Genomic DNA, 23,133 nt, shown 5'->3' with positions numbered 1-23,133 from the left:
TATTGCTATTTTAGGGTTTATAATTATTATATAGCAAAAGTTCATTTTTTTTTAAGCTTAGTTTGACTTTTTTAGTAAGATTTATAACGCATTTGAAAAACAAAAAAAAAGAGAACAAAAAAAACCGAAGCATCAACTTCGGTCTTTAAATTAGGCGTTATGCTATTAAAGATTAATTGAAAACCCTAAATTAACTGTGGACCAATAGTAATAATCACTTATACCAACATAATTTGCATTTAACTGAAAACGCTCATTTAAATTAAAACCAATCATAGGTCTAAAGTAAAAACCTCCATCATCAATATCGCTTACCGCAATAGCATATCCTAAATCGGCACCAGTAACTAAACGACTATTCAATTTAATCCTACCAGCTAGTGCAACGGGTACATACTGATAATCTTCTACTTCTATGTTTCCAACAAAAGGACCTACATAGTAACTATCTCCAAATCCATGGCCATATCCCGTAGCAGGACCAAGAGCGACAATTGGGTTTAGTTCAAATAAATAATTGGCGTCTACAGTAAATCCGAAAGTGAAATCGAATTGAGAATCATTTACAGGAAAACCTATGCTGCCTCCTATGTTAAAACCCGACTGCGCATATGTTATGACACCTAACGTTAGCGTAGCAAAAAATGTTAAAAAATGTTTTTTCATGATGTTATAATTAAAATTGTTTTAACAATATAACAAGAATTTACTTAAAAACAGAAACAAAAAAAACCGAAGCAAAGCTTCGGTTTTAAATAATGCATAATATTGTAATTAAAACATAAATCCAACAGAAAGTTGAATGACACCATTATGAATTTTGAAATCATCGCTAAATTCATCTTCATCATTAATGTTCGCCAAGCCTAAATTATAACGAGCACCAAAGTTCAAGCCGTTATCTAATTTATAACCCAAACCAAAGTTGAATCCAAAATCAATAGCTGTTAACTCGTCATCAACATCAACTTCTCCTGATCCTGATTCTGTTGACTCACTTCCACCTGCTGAAGTTGTATATTCAAATTCAAACTCACTTTTAGCAGAAACTAAAAAACTTACTTGTGGTCCAACTTCCACATTAAAACCATCAACAATGTAATATTTAAACATTACTGGTAAATTAATATAGTTTAATTTTAAAGTTTCCTTTTCGTATAATTCTTCTGTAAAACCGCCAGCTGAAAATGTTTCTGTGTATTCATTTTTAGCGCCTTGCATTGAAAAAAGTAATTCAGCTTGAAGTCCCATTTTTTCATTAAACATATATTCTGCAGCACCACCAATGTGTAAACCTACTTTAAATTCTGCATCTTCAACATCTCCTGTTAAAGTTGCAAAGTTAACACCAGCTTTTGGGCCAAAGCTAAATTCTTGAGCTGATACTTGAGTAAAACCAATTACTGCAATGGCAGCAGAAAGTAATAATTTTTTCATGTGATAAATTTAATTAAGTTTATATTTTTTGAGTCGGCTAAAATAACCCGAATCCATAAATTCACCAAATTAAAAGCACTTATAATTACTTTTTAAAATCCAAATTCTACACCGAAATTAAAGGAATTAAAACCACTACCAGAAACATAATTTCCACCATAATACGTGTCGCCATAATCAACACCTCCTGATATACTTTGAAAAGAAGCAATTAAAGCTATAGCACCTAAATCAAAACCAAATTTTGGTCGTGCATAAAACCCTGATTTAGCATCACCAGATACATTAACTCCAACGCCTAGATCTAATCCTCCAAAGAACCTTCTGTTTGCAAAATAATATCTAGCAGAAGCTGCAATTGGTATAAAAGATGCATCTTTATAATCGGCTATAACAACAAACTCATCATCAAAATATGTATTATAACTATAGCTACCGTCAGCAATAAAATGGGTATAACCCAATAAACCTCCTATTTCCAGATTATCAATAATTTCAAAAAGATAAGCACCATCAAAGCCAAAATTAAATGATGAAATATCACTAGCAGTACTTAACGGTAAACCTATGTTTGCACCAATGTAAAAGCCACCAGTTTTTGCTTTTTCAACAAAATCATCTTGAGCATTCATTTTACAAAATCCAAAAATTGCCATAGCAGTGAATAAGATTGTTTTTTTCATAATTGTTAGTTTTAGTTAAAAGATTGATATACTTAAAGATATACAAATTGCACAAATAAAAAAAGCCAAAACAATGTTTTGGCTTTTAAACATATAAAATTTCAATTTTTAGAACATAAATCCAGCAGATAATTGAATCACACGGTTTTTACGTGAAAAAGAAAACAAACCGAAATCACCATCAATATCATCGTAAAAATCTTCATCATCAACTTTAGACAAACCTAAATTATAGCGTGCCGAAAAGAATAAACCGCTTGGTAACTCATAACTTACCCCAAAATTTAATCCAAAGTCAATTGATTTATATAAATCTTTGGTATCTATATCTTCATCGTCATCAAACAAATCATTCTCGTAATCATTAAACTCGTCTTTGGCAGACACTAAAAATCCTACTTGTGGTCCAGCTTCAATACTCAAACCTTCAATTGGAAAAAATTTAGCCATGATTGGGATATTTACATAACTTAAATTAACGTTATAATCCACTTTCCGATCATCAAAATCAAAATAATTGGACTTGTATCCTTGACTCGAGAATAATAACTCTGGTTGTAATGCAAACTTATCGGAGAGTTTCAGTTCAGCTAAACCACCAATATGAAAGCCAACTTTCATTTCAGAATCTCCATAAACTTCATCAAAACCAGTGTAGCCATAATCTCCAGCTACATTTGCAAAATTAACACCACCTTTAACACCAAACCGAACGTCCTGTGCCGAAACTGTGGCAAAACTAAAAAAAGCAATAGCGGTACTTAAAAATAATTTTTTCATAATAAAATATTTTAATTAATTGATTATCACAAACTAACCACTTTTTTTCTAATTATATGGGCTTTCAGTCATACTTATTAACAATTTAATTAACATTTTGTTTTAAATTGTTTAATATCAATAAAATACATTATAAGTTATTAACAATTTAATGGATACAGTAAGAATTACATACTTTTAGTTCTTAAAAATAATATGTAATTAAATGACTTGGAACCAAGCTTTATCTGATTTTAATTTATACTTAAAAATTGAACGTGGATTATCTCAAAATACCATTGCCAGTTATTCTTTTGATATTGATAAATTAATTTCCTATTTAGACACTAATAATATTTGCACCTCTCCCATTCACATTACCCATTTAACAATTCAACAATTTATATATCAGATATCTAAAGGCATGAATCCGCGTTCTCAATCACGAATCATTTCAGGACTACGGAGCTTTTTTAGCTATTTAGTTTTTGAAGACTATAGACCTGACAACCCAATCGATTTAATTGAATCGCCTAGAATTGGTAGAAAACTTCCAGACACCTTAAGCTTAATTGATATAGACCGTATAATTAATGCCATAGATTTAACCAAAGAATATAACCAAGTTCGGATTGGAGAGCGCGACAGAACCATGTTAGAAACCCTTTACGGTTGCGGCTTACGTGTTAGTGAATTGGTGAACCTAAAAATTTCAGATTTATTTTTTGATGAAGGTTTTATTAACGTTACTGGTAAAGGGGATAAACAGCGTTTTGTTCCTATTAGTCCTACAACTCAAAAATATATTAATATATATATTCGCGATGTACGTTCTGCCATTGATATCCAAAAAGAATATAACGACACCTTATTTTTAAATAATCGTGGCAAGCAACTAACTCGTGCTATGATTTTCACTATTATTAAAAAACTAGCAGCCGAAATAAACCTTAATAAAACCATTTCGCCACATACGTTTAGACATTCCTTTGCCACACACTTATTAGAAAATGGCGCAGACTTAAGAGCCATACAAATGATGCTTGGGCATGAAAGCATTACGACTACAGAAATTTATGTGCATCTGGATAAAAAGCAATTAAAGAAAGCTATTCAAACATATCATCCTAGAAAATAAAAAGTCCTTCTTTTTACGGAAGGACTTGAATGGTATGTGTAATAAATTCTTATTTCGCGATATTCACAGCTCGGGTTTCCCTAATAACTGTAACTTTAACTTGTCCAGGATAGGTCATATCGGTTTGAATTTTCTGTGAAATACTAAAGGATAGATCAGCTGCCTTTTGGTCATCCACTTTTTCACTTTCTACAATAACCCGCAATTCACGACCTGCTTGAATAGCATACGCTTTTTTAACACCTCCAAATCCGAAAGCAATATCTTCCAAATCTTTTAAACGCTGAATATAACTATCCAAAACTTGACGTCTTGCTCCTGGTCTTGCTCCTGAAATAGCATCACAAACTTGAACAATTGGTGCTAATAAGGATTTCATTTCTATTTCATCGTGGTGAGCACCAATAGCATTACAAACATCATCTTTCTCACCAAATTTTTCAGCCCATTGCATTCCTAATATAGCATGCGGTGTTTCCATATCTGCTTCGGCATCAGGCACTTTACCAATATCATGTAACAATCCGGCACGTTTAGCCATTTTTGGGTTTAATCCTAATTCGGCTGCCATAATACCACAAAGTTTAGCAACCTCACGTGAATGCTGTAATAAGTTTTGTCCGTAAGATGAACGGTATTTCATACGTCCAACCATTTTTATTAGCTCTGGATGAAGGTTATGAATTCCTAAATCTATTATGGTTCGTTTTCCTACCTCAATAATCTCTTGCTCTATTTGTTTGGTTGTTTTCTGAACCACTTCTTCAATACGCGCTGGGTGAATACGACCATCGGTTACTAATTTGTGTAACGACAATCTTGCAATTTCACGACGTACAGAATCAAAACAAGATAAGATAATAGCTTCTGGTGTATCATCAACAATAATCTCTACTCCCGTTGCAGCTTCTATGGCACGGATATTACGACCTTCACGACCAATAATACGGCCTTTAACATCATCCGACTCAATATTGAAAACAGAGACACAGTTGTCAACCGCTTCTTCGGTACCAATACGTTGTATGGTATTGATAATAATTTTTTTAGCTTCTTGTTGCGCTGTCAGCTTAGATTCCTCAATGGTGCTTTGAATGTAAGCCATAGCATCATTTTTAGCTTCACCTTTTAACGATTCTATTAATTGGAATTTTGCATCTTCAGCAGACAAGCTAGAAATAACTTCTAACTGTTCAATCTGACTTCTATGTAGCCTATCTACTTCTTCTTGCTTCTTACTAATAACTTCTAAACGATGGTTATAGTCTTTTACTTTTTCTTCAAGACCCTCATTTAATTTTTTGCTTTTAGAAAGCTCACCAGATAACTGCGATTCTTTATCACGTGTACGTTTTTCGGCATCAGCCATCTTCTTATCACGTGAGTTAATCACTTTTTCATGCTCTGATTTTAACTCAATAAATTTTTCTTTTGCTTGAAGTATTTTATCTTTTTTTATAGACTCTCCTTCACTTTTAGCTTCCTTTAAGATAGCTGCTGCCGATTTTTTTGCACTTTTTATAAGTTTTGATGCATTGTTGCGCTCTAAAACTTTAGCGACTATAAAACCAATTATGATACCTAATAATATTCCTCCTACAATAATAATTGTATTATCCATTTTCTAGTTGATTAATTTATATAAAAAAAGCCTGCACCAGAATAAAGTTTTGTATAAACTCCTTAAAACAAGTTTAGGGATACCAAGCTGATCAAGGGTCTGTTCGAGATACTGAAAAAATTCAGCACTAACAGCATGCTTTTACAACTTAAACTCACCCTTTTTAAAGAATTCGTGTTGAGTTTATCAAAAAAAATAACTAATGCAGGCAGTAACCTTTATTTTATTTATAAGAACGTTAAGAGTTTAAATGCGCATCCAACAGATCGTTTAAAGCATCTAACTTTAATTCTACCGTTTCATTCGCATAGTCTTTATCTAATGTTTTCTGTTCCACTTGAGAAGCAAATTGCAAAGCACACATGGCTAACACATCTTGCTTATCTTGAACAGAATAACTTTGCTCAAACTGCTTTATCATAGCTTCAATATTTTTGGCGGCTTTTCGCAGCCCTTCTTCCTGATTCGGTGTAATTGTTAATGGATACACCCGATTGGCTATTGATAATTTAATTTTTAGTTTTTCTGACATTGAAAACTATGATTCATTATTCGGAAAGTTGCGCAATACAATGATCAATCTCCCGAATTAATGCGTTTATTTTGAGTTTTGTTTCTCTTTTATTTTCGTCACTGCCAAGCATGGAATTGGCCATTTTTAGCGCTTCATACTTTTCTTCCCATTTAACGATTTCCGCCTTTTGAGAGTGAAGTATTTGTTGAGAAGATTGTAGCTCTTTCTGTAATTTAATATTCGCTTCTTTTAAAAGTCGCTGCTTATGTAAAACCTGATTGATTTTGTTTTCTAAAGCATTTACAGTTTCTTCAATTTTACTCATCTATCATATCCATACTTATCTCACAAAGTTAACATACCTCAAATTAAATAACAATAGTTTTTCAATAAATATTTAATTATTTACGTTACCTCTTTAATTGGCTTTCATACCAAAGCTTACGGTTTTACTTGTTCAATTTGATTCAAATTGATATTTTAGCAACAACATCCATTTTATGCAAAAATTCCTCACCTTTTTTTTATTATTCGCCTGTTTAGGTTTCGCACAAACCCCTTATCCTACTGATTATTTCAGACATCCCTTGGATGTTACCATCATTCCATCTGGAACCTTTGGTGAATTACGTTCCAACCATTTCCATTCAGGATTAGATATTAAAACCCAACAACGCGAGGGCTTAAAGGTCTTTGCTGCTGCCGATGGTTATGTTAGTCGGATAAAAATTGCACATTTTGGTTATGGTAAGGCGCTTTATATAACGCATCCAAATGGTTATACTACGGTTTATGCACACTTACAACAACTTTCACCAACGTTAGAAGCCTATATTAAAAAATTACAATATGAACAGGAAACATTTGAGATTGAAGTTTTTCCTAACATAAATGAATTACCCATTACAAAAGGTGACGTTATTGCCTATAGTGGTAATACAGGAGGTTCTGGAGGGCCTCATTTACATTTTGAAATTCGTGATAATAATGAGCGTCCAATTAATCCGTTATATTTTGGCATGGACATAAAAGATACCACAAAACCTATTATAACAGAAGTATACGCCTACCCTATTTCTGAAGATTCTCATATTAATACGACCAAAGAAAGACAGAAACTACGGTTAATTAGCACACCAAATGGCGATTATACCGTTGAAACTATTCAAGCCTTTGGAAAAATTGGATTTGCTATTGAAGCTAATGACAGACAAGATTTGGCCTCCAATAAGAATGGTGTTGAAAACATTCAAACCTTTTATAATGGGAATCAGAAATTTGAAATGGATTTTAAACGGTTTTCTTTTGATGAATCCAGACTATTAAATAGGTATATTGATTATGGCCATTATACAGATAAAAAAGAACGACTTCAAAAATTATTTGTAGAAAGCGGCAACACCTTAAGTATGTTAAAAAATATTGAGGATAATGGCTTCATCCAAGTAGAAGATAGTACAGCATCTGTCTATAAAGTCCGCGTTAAAGATTTTCACAATAATGATGTATGGCTTACCATAAATATTGAAGGTGTAAAAACAGCTGATGTTAAACCAAAAGAAGTTATAGAAACACCATTTCATATTTATTCCAAAAAAGCCAACGAACTTGTAAATAAAAATGTGTCTGTTTACTTTCCGCAAGATGCATTTTTCGATGATTTTTATATCAATTTTGAAGTCAATAATGATACCATTACGTTACATGATGACTCCATACCACTTCGTGAGAATTTTTCAATTACTTATGATATTAGTAATTATAAAAATCAAGATTCCGATAAATTGTATATTGCGCGTTTAGTTGGATGGCGAAACCAATATACCATTTATTCAAAAACCTATAGAAAAGAAAACACCTTAACTACCTATAACAAAACACTAGGAACCTATGCCTTAACTGTTGATACGGTTAACCCAAGTATAAAACCAGTTAATTTTACAGATGGTAAATGGTTGAGTAAATACCGCTTTTTAAAAGTGAAGATTGAAGATGAAGGTTCAGGAATTTCTAATTATCGCGCTACAATAAATGGCAAATGGATTTTAATGGAGTATGATTATAAAACAAATTTATTGGTTTATGATTTTAATGATAATGTTTCATCTGAAACAAAAAATAATTTAAAGATAATTGTAACAGATAATGTGGGAAATAATTCTACTTTTGAAACAACCTTTTTCCGAAAATAAAAAATTTAAACCTTGACATATAAATCACTTTCCGTTTTCGTTGTTCTTTTGCTATTGGTTTCAGTTACAGCCATGGCGCAAACAGGAACCTTAAAAGGTGTTATTTTAAACAAAACCAACACACCTATCTCAGACGTTAATATTACGGCTTCAAATTCAGGAACTACAACCGATGAAAATGGGTATTACAGTATAAAAATACCTGCTAATCAAGAAGTAACTGTTACGTTTACTCATATAACCTTTAAATCTGTAACCGCAACCTTTAATCTTAAAAATGGTGAAGAGGTCGAGTTTCATCCCGTTATGGATGAAGCGGTTGAGCAAATGTCAACCGTAGTTATTTCTGGAAAAACGCGAAAAGATGTTCAAGGAATTATTACCCTGCAACCGGAAACCATTAGAAATATTCCAGGCGCCAATTCCGGTGTTGAGAATTTATTAAAAACCTTACCAGGTGTTAGCAGTAACAATGAATTGAGTACACAATACTCCGTTCGTGGTGGAAATTTTGATGAAAATTTAGTGTACGTTAACGGTATTGAAGTCTATCGCCCATTTCTTATTCGCTCTGGACAACAGGAAGGTTTAAGTTTTGTAAATACAGATTTAGTTCAGAATGTCGATTTTTCAGCAGGCGGATTTCAAGCCAAGTATGGCGATAAATTATCATCCGTTTTAGATATTACCTACAGAAAACCCTATCAGTTTGGCATAACAGCCGATTTAAGCTTATTGGGTGCTAGTGTATCAGTTGAAGGAAAAAGTAAAGATTCTAAATTTACAGGTATTGTTGGCATGCGTTATCGTGATAACAGTTTATTGGTGAATGCCAAGGAAACGGAAACGAATTACGATCCGAAATTTGCCGATGTGCAAACCTATTTAACCTATAAATTTACCGATAAATTTCAATTGAGCTTTTTAGGAAACGCCTCCATTAACAAATACAACTATGAACCCGAGACACGCCAAACCAATTTTGGAACGCTTCAGAATCCGCTTGCCCTATTGGTGTTTTATGAAGGTCAAGAACGCGATAAATACGAAACCTATTTTGGAGCTTTAAAAGGAACTTATTTAGTTAATGACGATTTAACATTGAATCTTATTGCTAGCACATATCACACCGTTGAAGAAGAACATTTTGATATTTTGGCACAATACCGTTTAGGTGAAGTAAACACCAATATTGGCGATGAAGATTTGGGTGAAGTGGAGTTTAGTGAAGGTATTGGTGGTCAATTAAACCACGGAAGAAATGATTTAGACGCTTTAATTACGACTATTGAGCACCAAGGAAGCTATGAGAAAGACGATAACGATTTTGAATGGTCTATAAAATATACCAATGAAGATATTCGCGACCGGTTAGTAGAATGGGAAGTTATTGATTCTGCTGGTTTTTCTATAAATCCACCGAGTTCAGATGCCTTTAATGACCAACCCTATTCGCCATATTCAGGACCATTGGAAGCTTTTCAAAACGTGCGTGCTAAAAACCAAACACAAATTGACCGACTACAAGCTTACTTACAATGGAGCAGACGGATGGATATTGGTGATAATGAAGCGTGGTTAAATGTGGGTGCACGTGTTCACAATTGGACCGTAAGTGGTGAAGGCATTGAAAGTACAAGCCAAACCGTATTTAGTCCGCGTGCACAATTCGCTATTAAACCCAATTGGGATAAAGATATGCTATTCCGTATTGGAACTGGTTTGTATTACCAACCGCCTTTTTATAGAGAGTTACGCGATTCTTCAGGAACCGTAAGGCCAGATGTAAAAGCTCAAAAATCGTTTCATATTGTTCTTGGAAACGATTACAGTTTTAAAATGTGGGACCGACCCTTTAAGTTAACCACGGAAGCTTATTATAAAAAATTAACCGATGTCAATCCGTACACTTTAGAAAACGTACGTATTCGCTACAGAGCCAAAAATAATGCCGAAGCCTATGCTTATGGATTGGATATGCGCTTGAATGGCGAGTTTGTGCCAGGAACCGAATCTTGGTTTAGTTTTGGGTATTTAAAAACCGAAGAAAACATTGATGATCGTGGTTATATTGCCAGACCAACAGATCAGCGTTTAAAGTTTGCCGCGTTGTTTCAAGATTATGTACCCAATTTACCAAAAATGAAAATGTATTTAAACTTGGTTTACAATACAGGACTTCCAGGAGGATCACCGAGTTATGCCGATCCGTATGAGTATCAAAACCGATTGCCAGATTATAAGCGTGCCGATGTAGGTTTTCAATATGTTATTGTTGATGATAAAGATGATTACCAAAGTGGCTGGCGAAAGCCCTTTAAATATTTATCTATTGGCATTGAAATTTTCAATGTGTTTGATGTACAAAACTCGATTACCAACACCTGGGTTCGTGATGTGTATAGCAAACGTCAATACGCGATTCCAAATTACCTAACACCGCGTGTGTTTAATGTGCGAACGAGTATGCGGTTTTAATTAATGTGTTAAAGTATATTATTTTTTAAACAACAATTTAACAAAGTTTTGAATCAACGAATTCTACTTTTTACTACTTTTGTGTTGTGAAAACAAAATTGCAATTACATATAGCCATTTCCTTACTCCTAGTTTATGTTTTAAACTTCGGAACGGCTATTCATGATGTTATTGTAGATTCGTTTTCGGAAAACACGTTTAAAACACAATCGACTCATAAACAATCTAAAGATGATTCGTCTCGTTATTACGCGTATCAAGATCTTGAAATTTTAGGCAACACACCTACTGATTTTGAACTTGCAGACGTTTCTAAAGACCGTTTTGTATCCTACAATACGGTTACTGTTTTAGACGCTTCGCAAACAGCTCGAGACAATCAATATGTTAAAACAGGACAACATATTATACCGAGTTACAATACACAAACCTGCATCTTCCCATTCCACGATTTTATTTAAAATCCTTTTTTTAGTTTTTGTTTCGCTGAACTTTCAGCCACTATCTCCTGCTTTTAATTAAGCACATTTTAAACATTCTAAAAAAATAAAAAACATGGATTTAAATACTATTATCATCGGTTTAGTAATTGCAACAATTATTACTCTACCACTTGTGTACATTCAAATGTCTCAAAACATTCAAAAGAAAAAAGCTAAAAACAACTTTATAGCGGATGCTCAAACAAAAAACGTGCATGTTTCCGAAATGGATTTCTGGGGAACCTATTATGCGATTGCTTTAGATGTTTCGGAAAATAAACTGGTATATTCTAAAAAAACGGATGAAGAAACCGTTTGGATTACAGCCGATTTAAGCCAGGTAACGGACTGCTACATTCATAAAACAGATAGAACCATAAAAAACAAAACAACCAATAAAATTGAAACGGACCGGATTGATCTCGTGCTACGCACTAAAGGTCAAGAGGACTTTGTTTTGGAATTCTTCAATGTGGATATCAATTTTGAAATGACAAATGAAAAAGTGCTGCTAGAAAAATGGCAGGCACGAATTTCAAAGCAATTGGTAACAACTAAAATTGCTGCTTAAAATTTTAATTTAGTGTTAAGAGATAAGGTTCAAAATTCAAGCATCTATATGCTTATATTTTGGACCTTATAATTATAATAGGTAGTTGCTTACGCTTTTACAAATTCCTTTAAAACAGAAATCACATAATCAATTTCATCCTTTGTGTTATATATACTAAATGAAAAGCGAATGGATGGTTTCTTTAAATCAGCTTCACTTAAAATTTCACTCAAAACATGTGATCCTTTTGTACTTCCACTTTGACAGGCACTTCCTTTAGAACAAGCTATCCCTTTCAAATCCATTTGAAATAATAAAATCAATGCTTTTTCAGGTGGAATAGGTAAACATACATTAATTAGGGTGTAAGTGCTTTTTTCTAAATTACCAGACATGCCATTAAAACGAACATCTGGAAATGCTAGCTTTAATTCAGCAATAAAATGACGTTTTAATTCTAATACATACGCGCTTTCCGTTTCCAAATTGGCATAGGCCATAACAAAGGCCTTTTCTAATCCAACAATATCATGAACAGCTTCCGTACCTGCCCGAATGCCACGCTCCTGCTGACCACCAAAAATTAACGGTTTCAAACCAGAATTTTTTCTAATAAAAGCAAAACCAACGCCTTTTGGTCCATGGAATTTATGGGCACTTGCCGCTAGAAAATCAATGTGAATATCTTGTAAATCTAATTGATAATGACCTATACATTGTACAGCATCACAATGAAACAAGGCGTTATTAGATTGGCATAAATGGCTCACACGTTTGACATCTAAAATATTTCCTATTTCATTATTAACATACATGAGGCTAACCAAAGTTTTTCCATGAGTTTCAAGAAGTTCTTCTAAATGATTGAAATCTACTTGGCCATCAGCATCTAGCTTTACATAGCTTACTTGTATACCGCATGTTTTTTCCAGTTGCTCAATAGTATGCAAAACCGCATGGTGTTCAATTTTGGAGGTTATAATATGTTCTACCCCTAAATCGCGAATGGCACATTGCAACGCTAAATTATCCGCTTCTGTACCACCTGATGTGAAAACAATTTCACCAGCACTCACGTTTAACTGCTTGGCAATTGTTTTTCTAGCTTGCTCGATTAATACTTTTGATGAACGACCAAAACTGTGTGTTGAAGAAGCATTACCATAATCATTACGCATAACAGTTGTCATAGCATTTATAACTTCATCTCTTACTTTTGTGGTTGCTGCACTATCAAAATATACTGGTTTCATAAGCTTATAGGTCTCCGTAAATTAATCGTACAAAATTACAAGAAATAAAATTATTTGTTCGGGATGACGTTGTATATTTACCAATTCTTTTATTTTTGTTTAAAATATAGTATTCATGCGAAAATTACTGTTAGTACTCTTAACATCTTCTATCCTTACGTCATGTGATGATGGTGATATTATTAATGTTGAATTTGATTTTGATGATACATTTTTAGCTTGTGGTGAGTTGGTTTTCTATCAAATAAAAGAAAATCCGTTTGAATCCTTATCGCTTCAAATTACCAATCCAGCACTAACACTAGAAGATTTAATTGCAGTTGATGATGACGGAAATCTAATTGTTGATGAAGAAATTGTTATAAATATTGAAAATGCTGGTAACCAGTTTAACTACCGGTCTTACAATGGTAATCCTGCAGCATTATTTTGTAATGATGTACCACCTTCCGATATTCAAATTAACGAAGATTTATCGAGTAATTCAGGGTCCGCATTTATTAATGTATCTTTAGTAGAAGATGATAATGATGGCATTCCTGCAGAGCTTGAAGATGCTAATTTAGATGGCGATTTTAATCCTGCTACAGACCCAACCGATACAGACGGTGATGGTTTACCTGATTATATTGATGTGGATGATGATGGAGATAATGTACTTACTTCTGTTGAAATTGCTGATGACAATTTAGATGGTGATGATGACCCACTAACAAACCCAAGAGATACGGATGGTGATGGTATTCCTAACTATTTAGACCCTGATGATGATAATGATGGCACCTTAACTATAGACGAAGAAAATGCCGCAACACTCGATCAAAATCCAGCAAACGATTTTACAAACCCTAATATAGCTGATTACTTAAATCCTGTAGAAAGCGCCTCTCTGCCTGCAACAGCTTACAGGCCTCACGCAATAAATCAAGTATTTACAATTACCTTGCGCGTTACGGATATTACCTTCCCTACAATTACACAAGATGCGTTTAATATGGGAACTTTAAATGACTCTAGATTAAATGAAACCCGTCTTGTTACACCTGAATTTTAAGTATTTTAACCATTGCTAACATTCTGAAAAATATAAACTTCCGTTGCTCCTAATCCATATTTTTTATAATCGGCATCGTAGTATTTAATCTGATCATAACGACCAAACAAATATTCTAATTCAGTTTTCAACACGCCTTCTCCAACACCATGGATGAATACCATTTTCTGAATCCGTTTCCTAATTGCAAATTCCAGTTGCCCTTTAGCCGTATCCAATTGTAAGGTTAGCATATCATGATTACTCATCTTGTGAGAATTTTCAGTTAAATGGTGAATATGTAAATCCACTTCCATAGTTGGTTGATATCGCTCTTTAGTTTTTTTTGTAGTTGCTTGCTTCCTTTTAGGTTGTTCTTTTTCTCGGATAATAGCTTCAGCAGAACTTAAATCAACTTTCAAAGGCTTGGTAACGACCAATTCTTTCGGTTCAAAATCGAGTTCAAAACCATCTGGCGTTTCAATGGTTATTTGGTCATTTGCAATTTTAGTAACAACACCAGAAAAATCATCATCTAAAACAGCTACGGAATCCCCTATTTTAAATGTCTTCATGTTCATGTGGTTTATCATTCGTTTCTTCTTCAAATTTACTTGGAATCTTACTCGAGATTCTATAAATACCGTACATTAAAATAACAATACCTATTATTAAAATTGCCACGTTTTTCTCATCACCTGACTGGCCATAAATTGCTGTAATACTGCCAATTAAAATCAATAAATAGGATACATACTGTTGCTTTTTCATGAGGTGGTCGATAAAAAATTACTGTTTGTCGAAATTAATATTAAATGTTGAAACAGCATATTATTTACTTTCTTTTTTTTTGTAAATTCAATCAAGGTAACTACTTTAAAAATAGCAAATTATGAGAAACATTACTTCAGTAACCCGAATACTTCATATCTTTATTTTAACGTTTTTGATTCATTTTAGCTTGTTTGCACAGGTTGGGATTGGTACGACAACGCCAACAGCACAACTAACTGTTATGCAAGATGCTATTTTTAATGAATCTGGAGGGAATCATGATTTTAGAGTAGAATCTGATGGAAACATTAACATGTTTAATATAGATGCACAGCATGATGTTTTTGGATTTAACGCCCTACCAAATTCTGTTTCATTTCTTACAGCACCAGGAACACCGTTCTATGTGAGCCAAATTTACGATCCAGTTGAGATTGGCAATGATGGAACTACAGGATATCAAATTGGCATTGGTTACTATATAGCTTCTGATCCATTAGTTCTACCAGAATCTGATTTTTACGGTTATAATGGTGTTTATGATTTTGTCAATCAAAATGCATGGTTTGAGGTTAACTCTTACGATTTTTATAACATATCAAATAGAGCTACTAAAAGAAATATTTATAGTATTAATGATAATATAGATATTGAAAATTATGTTATGAATGATATTGATAATATTAAACCATCATTTTATAAATACAATACAGATTTAGATCAGAACATTTCAGGAAAAGAAAATAAATATAGACCTCAAATGCGTTTAGGAGTTATTACGGATGAAGCTCCAGATTATATTACCGATGCTACTAACTCCAAAGTGAGCTTATATGGTGTAGCTACTATGAGCCTTGTGGGTGTAAAACATAACAGAGCAAAAATTAAGTATATAGAAGCGCAGTTAGAATCTCAAAAAATTAGTGATTTTGGTTCGGTTAATCTTAAAGGCAATGAATTTGAAGTACTTTTTGACACTAACTTTTCTTCAAATTTGAATGGAAATGCTGTTGTAACCGTTACTTCAAACAACCCTGAAATAAATGTAAGTATCTCTAGAAAAACAAGTAAGGGTTTTGTTATTGTAACTTCTGAACAAGTAACCAATTTATCTGTTGATTGGATAGCCATGGGTAAATCAATCACGCCAAGTAATAATTCAATTAATTCATCAGAATATATTATTGATTCAAATTTGAGATCTCAATTAGAAATTCCTGAATCTGAAAAACAGCGAATCATTAATTTCCAGAAAAACAATATGCCAACCCGCAGTTTGAGCAATAGTAGAAACTAATAATCATGGTAATTATTCTATTTAACATTTAAACATTTTTACCATGAAAAACATACTATATTTAACATTTCTTATCGCAGGCTCCCTAACATTTGCTCAAACTGACTTATACGTTAGAAACAACAGTTACGTCTATGTTGATGGTACAGGTTTTACTAGTGGGCCAAATAGCGCATCTTTATATGTAACTAACCGTATCAATCTGAATGGTACCAATAGCCATATCTATTTGCGCAACGAGGCTCAATTATTACAAGGTAACAATATAGGTAATTCTGGAGCTGGAAGATTGAGTGCTTTTCAAACAGGAACTGCAAATACTTATGCTTACAATTATTGGAGTTCTCCTGTTGGTATTAATACTGGCGCAGCTGGAAATACAACTTTCCAACCAGTTAATAATATGTACCGTGAAACGGCAGCACCTATTACCAGTACACCTTTTGGCTATGTAGCAGGTTATAATGGTACAACAACACAAATTGCCAGCTATTGGTTATATACATTTATTGGATTACCAACCACGACCAACGCCTATGAAGATTGGGTTGGCTTGGGTGGTGGTTCATTACCAATAGGTGGCGATCCAAATGGTACGTTAGCATCTGGTTACGGTTTTACCATGAAGGGGAATCCAAGTGGTGCTCAACAGTATGACTTTAGAGGTCGACCAAATAATGGAAATATAACAGTTACCTTAAATGCCAATAGAGAAACGTTAGTTGGAAATCCATACCCTTCGGCTTTGGATGCGCGCGATTTTATTCACAACCCTACAAATGCAACACGCATGACTGGAACTCTAAAATACTGGGAGCAAGCGCCAGGTGCTACCTCACATAATTTATCTGACTATGTAGGTGGCTATGGAATTTACACTATTTCTGCAGGAGGCGTGGATTCATTTACCAATGCACCATTTACAACCTATCTATTAGATGGCACACCAACTAATGCGCCTTTTGGGTCTGGCACTAAAGTAGCAAGACGGTATATTCCAATAGGGCAAGGTTTTATGATTGAAGGCAACGCTACAGGAGGTACTATTGTTTTCAATAATGCACAGCGCGAGTTTTATAAGCAATCGGGAACTGATAGTTATTTTTTTAGAAATCAACTTGACGAAAACGAACAAACAACAGATGAAACCATTTATAATGAAGACGGTTTCAATATTGTACCAGCCGATTTTAAACGTTTCCGAATTAATGTTGATTTTACCGAGAACGAATTATACACACGTCAATTACTAATGAATTTCCACAATTCAGCAACAGATGGTTTTGATTATGGTTTAGAAGGAAAAGGTGATATTCCTTTGGCGTCTGATGCATATTGGATATTAGACAACCAGCCTTATGTTATTCAAGCTTTTAACTATGACCAAACCTTGCGAATTCCTTTGATTGTCAAAGCTAGAGCAAATCAACCAGTTCGTTTTAGAATTTATGATATTCAAAATTTTGATGAAAGTCAACCTATTTACATTCACGATATTGAAAATCAAATCTATGTGAATTTACGAGAATCTAATTATGACATCAATTTAGCGGCAGGTTTGTATTCTGAAAGATTTGAGATTACTTTTTCAGCTCAAACTTTAGGAACTACCGATGTAACTATGTCTGATTTTGCCATCTTTCAAAATAATGAGACGTCTGAAATCAATTTACTAAATCCGAATCTTCAGAATTTAAAAACAGTTACCATTTATGATGTTTCAGGAAAACAGATTATAAATACTAAAAACCTACCTCTTTCTGAAAAATATTATTTTTCAAGCAAAACGTTTAGTGATGGTTTGTATGTAGTTTCAGTTGCCTTCAAATCTGGTGAAACGCTAAATAAAAAAGTAATGGTTGCTAATAAAAAGTAAATTATTCACCACTTTTTTTAACTTTGGCTATAAAATCAATTAAAGATTATGATGTCTTCACCAGAAGATTTTATGCTACCCTGTTTAAACAAACAAATTTTTGGATTTGACTGTATGGGCTGTGGTTTACAAAGATCACTTGCCCTAATTTATCATGGTGAATTTTTAGCTGCTTTTAAAATGTATCCAGCTGTTTACCCATTAATTGCGCTTTTTATCTTTATTGGTCTCAATATTTTTTTTAAATTTCAGCATTCTAATAAAATTATAAATACACTCGCTATTATAACTATTAGTATTATAATTGGGAGTTTTACACTAAAACTAATTACTTAAATTTTACACATGGAAAAACAAAGACTCAATCCAACACTGGTTTATGTGTTGGCTATTATTGGATTATTATGCTGCTGTTTTGCAGGTTTCGGTTTTATTCTAGCTGGAATTGCATTTATTATTGCTCAAAGTAAAATAAAGCAAGCACAATTAAATCCTGAAGAATATGATTTAAAAAGCGTTAATGCTATGAGTACAGCCAAAACGGTTGCACTCGTCATTTTAATCATTAATGTTTTATACCTACTTTGGTCTATCTATCAAATTTATGCTATGGGTGGATGGGATGCATATATGGAACAATTTGACGAAGCCATGAAACAATTTCAACAAGCTCAAGCTGAATAAGCTATAATTTACCGAAAAAAAAAGCGACTCACGTCGCTTTTTTTTATTTATATAAGATTATGAATTCTTATTTTTCAAACCCCTTTAAGGTTTTAGTAATTATAGATACACAATCTAATAATTGCTCTTCTGTCATTACTAATGGTGGCGCAAAACGAATAATATTTCCGTGTGTTGGTTTCGCCAATAAACCATTATCACGCAATGCTAGACAAATATTCCAAGCTGTATCACTTTCTTCATCATCATTAATGACTATAGCATTTAATAAGCCTTTACCACGAACCAAGTTTACAATATTACTGGTTTCAATAAATTTATTCATTTCATTACGAAATAATTCACCTAGTTTATAGGCATTTTCTGCTAATTTTTCATCTCTAACAACTTCCAACGCTGCCATAGCAACTGCTGCTGCTACAGGATTACCACCAAACGTACTTCCGTGATTACCTGGACGGATAACATTCATAACTGCATTATTAGCTAAAACAGCTGAAACGGGATACGCACCACCAGACAAAGCTTTTCCTAATATTAAAACATCTGGTTTTACTTCTGGTTCTTTTGAACAATTTTTATCTTCACAGCTACAGTTTCCACAAGTGGCTAACAAACGACCTGTTCTAGCAATTCCTGTTTGAACTTCATCAGCTATGAATAATACATTATATTTTTCGCATAGCGCTTTTGCTTTTGCTAAATAATCTGCAGCAGGAACATAAACACCTGCCTCACCCTGAATAGGTTCTACTAAAAAACCTCCAACATTAGGATTAGATTTTAAGGCGTTTTCTAAAGCGTCTAAATTATCGTAGGCAATTTTTATAAACCCATCGGTATAAGGCCCAAAATTTTTACGCGCTACTGGGTCATTAGAGAACGAAATAATAGTTGTTGTTCTTCCGTGGAAATTATTTTCACAAACAATAATTTCTGCTTCGTTTTCAGGAATGCCTTTTACTTCATAAGCCCATTTTCGGCAGATTTTTAAAGCGGTTTCTACAGCTTCCGCTCCTGTATTCATGGGTAGTAATTTGTCGAATCCGAAAAATTCGCAAGCAAATTTCTCATATCTTCCTAACATATCATTATGAAATGCTCTGGATGTTAATGCCAATGTAGATGCCTGTTTATGCATGGCATTTACAATTTTTGGGTGACAATGCCCTTGGTTTACAGCAGAATATGCTGATAGAAAATCATAATACTGTTTCCCTTCTACATCCCAAACATGCACGCCTTCTCCTTTTGCCAAAACCACTGGAAGTGGATGGTAATTATGTGCGCCATACTTGTCTTCTAAATCTATCGCTTGCTGCGATGTTAATTGGTCTAAAATAGCCATTTTAATAAATTTAAGTTGTTGAATAAAATAACCATTCCTACTGTACCTTTATCCTTCCGAAATCCCGAGTAATCGGGACGAAAATTCAGCGTGGGAGAGAAATCATCCCTAGGACTGGCAAATTACTAAATATCTGCTGTTTCTTAAAATATTTATCACTTGTTTTTTGCTACGAAAAAAGAAAGTACTTTTGCAGCATGGCAAGAAAAAACAAAAAACAAATTTTTACCAATGTCGAAGTTGTTGATGCTGGTGCAAAAGGAAAAGTAATTGGAAAAGCTGCAGATGGTAAAGTGATATTTATGCCTAATGCTGTTCCTGGTGATGTAGTTGATGTTCAGACTTTTAAAAAGCGTAAAGCGTACTACGAAGGAAAAGCAACCGTTTTCCATAAATTATCGTCGAAGCGAACCGAACCTGCTTGTCAACATTTTGGTGTTTGCGGTGGTTGTAAGTGGCAAAATATGGGCTATGAGCACCAATTATACTACAAACAAAAAGAAGTTACCAATAATTTAACACGCATTGGACACATAGAGTTACCTGAAGTAACACCCATTTTAGGCTGCAAAGACCCCTATTTTTATAGAAACAAAATGGAGTTTTCTTTTAGCGATAGCCGTTGGTTAACATTAGAAGAAATTCAATCAGATAGAGATTTAGGCGACAGAAATGCATTAGGTTTTCACATTCCAGGCATGTGGGATAAAATTTTAGATATTAAAAAATGTCATCTACAAGCAGATCCCTCTAATGCAATAAGAAATGCGGTAAAAGAATTTGCAATTGCGAATGATTTAGAATTCTTCAATACCAGAAATCAACAGGGTTTATTACGAACTATGATGATTAGAACATCATCCACTGGAGATATTATGGTAATGATTCAGTTTTTTAAAGAAGATAAGGCTAAACGCGAATTATTATTAGATTATTTAGCTGAAACCTTTCCAGAAATAACTTCGCTTCAATATGTGGTTAATGAAAAAGCAAACGATACTATTTACGATCAGGATGTTATTTGCTATAAAGGTGATGATCATATTTTTGAAGAAATGGAAGTTCTACAATTTAAAATCAATGCCAAATCATTCTACCAAACCAATTCCGAGCAAGCCTACGAATTATACAAAATAACAAGAGATTTTGCAGGACTAACAGGAACCGAATTAGTTTATGATTTATATACCGGAACAGGTACCATAGCACAGTTTGTAGCCAAAAAAGCACAAAAAGTAGTAGGTGTAGAAGCCGTTCCCGATGCTATTTTAGCTGCCAAAGCTAATGCACAATTAAATGGTATTAACAACGTTGACTTTTATGTAGGTGATATGAAAAATGTGTTTAACCAGGATTTTATTAAAACGCATGGGCAACCAGATGTTATAATTACCGATCCACCGCGTGATGGCATGCATAAGGATGTCGTTAATCAAATACTAAATATTGCGCCAAAGAAAATAGTTTATGTAAGTTGCAACAGTGCAACTCAAGCCCGTGATTTGCAACTTATGGATGCGCAATATAAAGTAACACGTACACAAGCTGTAGATATGTTTCCGCAAACGCACCACGTAGAAAATGTTGTACTTTTAGAAAGAAGATAAATACCTATGAAAAAATTAGTTGCCTTATTAATTCTAATTGGTTGCCTGGCATTTAGCTGCGAGCGCGATGATATTTGTACGCTAGATACAGTTACCACACCGCGTTTAACTATTGCTTTTTACAGCATTGAGAACCCAGAACAACAAAATCCTAGAAATGTTGCTAGATGCCGTGTACAAGGTATTGGAAATGATGAAACATTACCAGATTTAGACGGTTCAACAAGTAAGCAAATAATTCTTTTACCACTAAAAACCACTGAAAATAGCACGCAGTATAGTATTTATAAAAATTATAGATTAAATAATAACCAAACACCAGATAATCCAGATGACGATTTTATAACGGGAAATGAAGATATTATAACCATATCTTATGTAACAGAAGAAGTTTACGTATCTAGAGCTTGTGGTTTTAAAACGGTTTTTAAAAATATTTCCATGACAGTTGAAGATGATGGCGATAAATGGATAAAAATTATTCAATCAGTAGATGATAATCAAACAATAGAAAATGAAAATGCAACAAACTATAATCTCTATCATTAAGTCCTGTTTAGTTGGTATGCTTTTTTGTTCAGTTTCATTTGCACAAAACGATAGCATTCCGTTAAATAATAAATTAAAGGATAGCATTAAGCAAAAAGAAAAATATGGTCTACGTGTAGGTGGAGATGCTAGTAAATTAATCCGCTCTTTTGTTGATGATGATTATAAAGGCTTTGAGATAAATGGTGATTTCCGATTTACAAAAAAATGGTATTTAGCTGCTGAATTTGGTATTGAAGAAAAAAAAACGACTACCGATTATATAGCTGTTACATCCTCTGGGACCTACATAAAACTGGGAGCAGATTATAACGCCTATCAAAATTGGTACGGAATGAACAATTTATTATATGGTGGTTTTCGGGTTGCAGCTAGCAATTTTAGTCAAGAACTTAATGGCTATGGTGTCTATTCCCAAAATCAGTATTGGGCTCCACAATTTACGTCAACAGAAAGTATTGATTATAGTGGCTTAAACGCAGTCTGGGCAGAATTTATTACTGGTTTAAAAGTAGAAGTACTTACTAATTTGTTTTTAGGTGTAAACGTGCAATTTAAATACATCATTACACAAAGTGAACCTGATAATTTTGAAAATCTTTATATACCTGGTTACAATAAAACCTATGATAGTGGGAGTTTTGGTTTTGGATATGGTTATAATATTTCTTATTTAATTCCCATTTTTAAGAAAGCTAAATAGTGTTTAGTATAGATAACTTTCTAAATTAGGTACTAAATTCCAAAACATAATAACATAATTTCTATGATTATTAATCATTAATCTAGAAGGCTACTTTGGCTCACTCCACCTTACTTCCATTACTCCTTTGCGAAAATTAAGAGTATATAAGT

General features: G+C 33.5%; 24 protein-coding genes and 1 other RNA gene. 13 read left to right on the top strand and 12 right to left on the bottom strand.

Annotated features, from left to right (window positions below; all coding sequences use genetic code 11):
* Positions 1 to 165 precede the first annotated feature (165 nt).
* The 4 genes from BM239_RS11185 to BM239_RS11170 form a co-directional block, all read right to left on the bottom strand.
* Entirely contained in the window at positions 166 to 666 is a 501-nt protein-coding gene (locus BM239_RS11185; protein WP_092208596.1) for a porin family protein, read from the bottom strand.
* A 108-nt stretch (positions 667 to 774) separates the two neighbouring features.
* The gene (locus BM239_RS11180) at positions 775 to 1,437 is read right to left on the bottom strand and encodes a porin family protein (protein ID WP_092208594.1); all 663 of its coding nucleotides are present in this window, start codon (positions 1,435 to 1,437) and stop codon (positions 775 to 777) included.
* 92 nt (positions 1,438 to 1,529) lie between these two features.
* Positions 1,530 to 2,120 (bottom strand): hypothetical protein, encoded by a 591-nt coding sequence (locus tag BM239_RS11175; protein ID WP_092208592.1) that lies wholly within the window; start codon positions 2,118 to 2,120, stop codon positions 1,530 to 1,532.
* A 108-nt stretch (positions 2,121 to 2,228) separates the two neighbouring features.
* Complete coding sequence (locus tag BM239_RS11170) at positions 2,229 to 2,900, bottom strand: porin family protein (RefSeq protein ID WP_092208590.1); 672 nt, start codon at positions 2,898 to 2,900, stop codon at positions 2,229 to 2,231.
* Between the two features lie 205 nt (positions 2,901 to 3,105).
* On the opposite strand from BM239_RS11170, the gene xerD reads away from it, so the two are divergent.
* Positions 3,106 to 4,017 carry a site-specific tyrosine recombinase XerD gene (xerD, locus tag BM239_RS11165; RefSeq protein WP_092208588.1) on the top strand — a complete coding sequence of 304 codons (912 nt, stop codon included), beginning with the start codon at positions 3,106 to 3,108 and terminating at the stop codon, positions 4,015 to 4,017.
* A gap of 49 nt (positions 4,018 to 4,066) precedes the next feature.
* Here xerD and rny read toward each other — a convergent pair whose 3' ends face one another.
* The 4 genes from rny to BM239_RS11145 all read right to left on the bottom strand — a co-directional run bounded on the left by rny (position 4,067) and on the right by BM239_RS11145 (position 6,477).
* Positions 4,067 to 5,638: a ribonuclease Y gene (rny, locus tag BM239_RS11160; protein ID WP_092208586.1), complete on the bottom strand. Its 1,572-nt coding sequence runs from the start codon at positions 5,636 to 5,638 to the stop codon at positions 4,067 to 4,069.
* A gap of 55 nt (positions 5,639 to 5,693) precedes the next feature.
* Positions 5,694 to 5,821, bottom strand: a non-coding RNA gene (gene ssrS / locus BM239_RS11155) — 6S RNA.
* A 55-nt stretch (positions 5,822 to 5,876) separates the two neighbouring features.
* Entirely contained in the window at positions 5,877 to 6,170 is a 294-nt protein-coding gene (locus tag BM239_RS11150; protein WP_092208584.1) for a cell division protein ZapA, read from the bottom strand.
* Between the two features lie 16 nt (positions 6,171 to 6,186).
* A complete protein-coding gene (locus BM239_RS11145) occupies positions 6,187 to 6,477 on the bottom strand; it encodes a hypothetical protein (RefSeq protein WP_092208582.1) in 291 nt (96 codons plus the stop codon).
* A gap of 175 nt (positions 6,478 to 6,652) precedes the next feature.
* Between BM239_RS11145 and BM239_RS11140 the strand changes: the two genes are divergently transcribed.
* From BM239_RS11140 to BM239_RS11125, 4 genes are all read left to right on the top strand, one after another.
* Entirely contained in the window at positions 6,653 to 8,344 is a 1,692-nt protein-coding gene (locus BM239_RS11140; protein ID WP_092208580.1) for a M23 family metallopeptidase, read from the top strand.
* A 72-nt stretch (positions 8,345 to 8,416) separates the two neighbouring features.
* Positions 8,417 to 10,822: a TonB-dependent receptor gene (locus BM239_RS11135; RefSeq protein WP_092208578.1), complete on the top strand. Its 2,406-nt coding sequence runs from the start codon at positions 8,417 to 8,419 to the stop codon at positions 10,820 to 10,822.
* A gap of 86 nt (positions 10,823 to 10,908) precedes the next feature.
* Complete coding sequence (locus tag BM239_RS11130; RefSeq protein WP_092208576.1) at positions 10,909 to 11,283, top strand: hypothetical protein; 375 nt, start codon at positions 10,909 to 10,911, stop codon at positions 11,281 to 11,283.
* Between the two features lie 94 nt (positions 11,284 to 11,377).
* On the top strand, positions 11,378 to 11,875 hold the full coding sequence (locus BM239_RS11125) for a hypothetical protein (protein WP_092208574.1): 498 nt from the start codon (positions 11,378 to 11,380) through the stop codon (positions 11,873 to 11,875).
* A gap of 89 nt (positions 11,876 to 11,964) precedes the next feature.
* On the opposite strand, the gene BM239_RS11120 is transcribed toward BM239_RS11125, so the two are convergent.
* Positions 11,965 to 13,110, bottom strand: coding sequence for a cysteine desulfurase family protein (locus BM239_RS11120; protein ID WP_092208572.1), 1,146 nt, complete (start codon positions 13,108 to 13,110; stop codon positions 11,965 to 11,967).
* A gap of 115 nt (positions 13,111 to 13,225) precedes the next feature.
* On the opposite strand from BM239_RS11120, the gene BM239_RS11115 reads away from it, so the two are divergent.
* Complete coding sequence (locus BM239_RS11115; RefSeq protein ID WP_092208570.1) at positions 13,226 to 14,164, top strand: hypothetical protein; 939 nt, start codon at positions 13,226 to 13,228, stop codon at positions 14,162 to 14,164.
* A 5-nt stretch (positions 14,165 to 14,169) separates the two neighbouring features.
* On the opposite strand, the gene BM239_RS11110 is transcribed toward BM239_RS11115, so the two are convergent.
* On the bottom strand, positions 14,170 to 14,718 hold the full coding sequence (locus tag BM239_RS11110) for a Smr/MutS family protein (RefSeq protein WP_092208568.1): 549 nt from the start codon (positions 14,716 to 14,718) through the stop codon (positions 14,170 to 14,172).
* Complete coding sequence (locus BM239_RS11105; protein ID WP_092208566.1) at positions 14,705 to 14,914, bottom strand: hypothetical protein; 210 nt, start codon at positions 14,912 to 14,914, stop codon at positions 14,705 to 14,707. Before BM239_RS11105 ends, BM239_RS11110 begins: the two co-directional genes overlap by 14 nt.
* 121 nt (positions 14,915 to 15,035) lie before the next feature.
* Between BM239_RS11105 and BM239_RS11100 the strand changes: the two genes are divergently transcribed.
* The 4 genes from BM239_RS11100 to BM239_RS11085 are packed head-to-tail and all read left to right on the top strand — an operon-like array spanning position 15,036 to position 18,774.
* Positions 15,036 to 16,214: a hypothetical protein gene (locus BM239_RS11100; protein WP_092208564.1), complete on the top strand. Its 1,179-nt coding sequence runs from the start codon at positions 15,036 to 15,038 to the stop codon at positions 16,212 to 16,214.
* 43 nt (positions 16,215 to 16,257) lie between these two features.
* Positions 16,258 to 18,090: a T9SS type A sorting domain-containing protein gene (locus BM239_RS11095; protein ID WP_092208562.1), complete on the top strand. Its 1,833-nt coding sequence runs from the start codon at positions 16,258 to 16,260 to the stop codon at positions 18,088 to 18,090.
* 48 nt (positions 18,091 to 18,138) lie between these two features.
* Complete coding sequence (locus BM239_RS11090) at positions 18,139 to 18,426, top strand: DUF2752 domain-containing protein (RefSeq protein WP_245758234.1); 288 nt, start codon at positions 18,139 to 18,141, stop codon at positions 18,424 to 18,426.
* Positions 18,427 to 18,435: 9 nt separating this feature from the next.
* The gene (locus BM239_RS11085) at positions 18,436 to 18,774 is read left to right on the top strand and encodes a CCC motif membrane protein (RefSeq protein ID WP_092208558.1); all 339 of its coding nucleotides are present in this window, start codon (positions 18,436 to 18,438) and stop codon (positions 18,772 to 18,774) included.
* Positions 18,775 to 18,841: 67 nt separating this feature from the next.
* On the opposite strand, the gene rocD is transcribed toward BM239_RS11085, so the two are convergent.
* A complete protein-coding gene (rocD, locus tag BM239_RS11080) occupies positions 18,842 to 20,122 on the bottom strand; it encodes an ornithine--oxo-acid transaminase (protein ID WP_092208556.1) in 1,281 nt (426 codons plus the stop codon).
* Positions 20,123 to 20,319: 197 nt separating this feature from the next.
* On the opposite strand from rocD, the gene rlmD reads away from it, so the two are divergent.
* The 3 genes from rlmD to BM239_RS11065 are packed head-to-tail and all read left to right on the top strand — an operon-like array spanning position 20,320 to position 22,981.
* On the top strand, positions 20,320 to 21,729 hold the full coding sequence (gene rlmD / locus BM239_RS11075) for a 23S rRNA (uracil(1939)-C(5))-methyltransferase RlmD (RefSeq protein WP_092208554.1): 1,410 nt from the start codon (positions 20,320 to 20,322) through the stop codon (positions 21,727 to 21,729).
* Between the two features lie 6 nt (positions 21,730 to 21,735).
* Positions 21,736 to 22,278 (top strand): DUF6452 family protein, encoded by a 543-nt coding sequence (locus BM239_RS11070; protein ID WP_092208552.1) that lies wholly within the window; start codon positions 21,736 to 21,738, stop codon positions 22,276 to 22,278.
* Positions 22,244 to 22,981, top strand: a complete 738-nt coding sequence (locus BM239_RS11065) for a DUF6048 family protein (RefSeq protein WP_245758233.1) — start codon at positions 22,244 to 22,246, stop codon at positions 22,979 to 22,981. The genes BM239_RS11070 and BM239_RS11065 overlap by 35 nt, the downstream gene beginning before the upstream one ends.
* Positions 22,982 to 23,133 lie beyond the last annotated feature (152 nt).

The sequence above is a fragment of the Algorimicrobium echini genome, assembly GCF_900115185.1.
GTDB classification, from domain to species: Bacteria; Bacteroidota; Bacteroidia; order Flavobacteriales; family Flavobacteriaceae; genus Algorimicrobium; species Algorimicrobium echini.
Note: the sequence above shows the minus strand (reverse complement) of the source record. Positions and strands in the feature narration are given on the sequence as shown.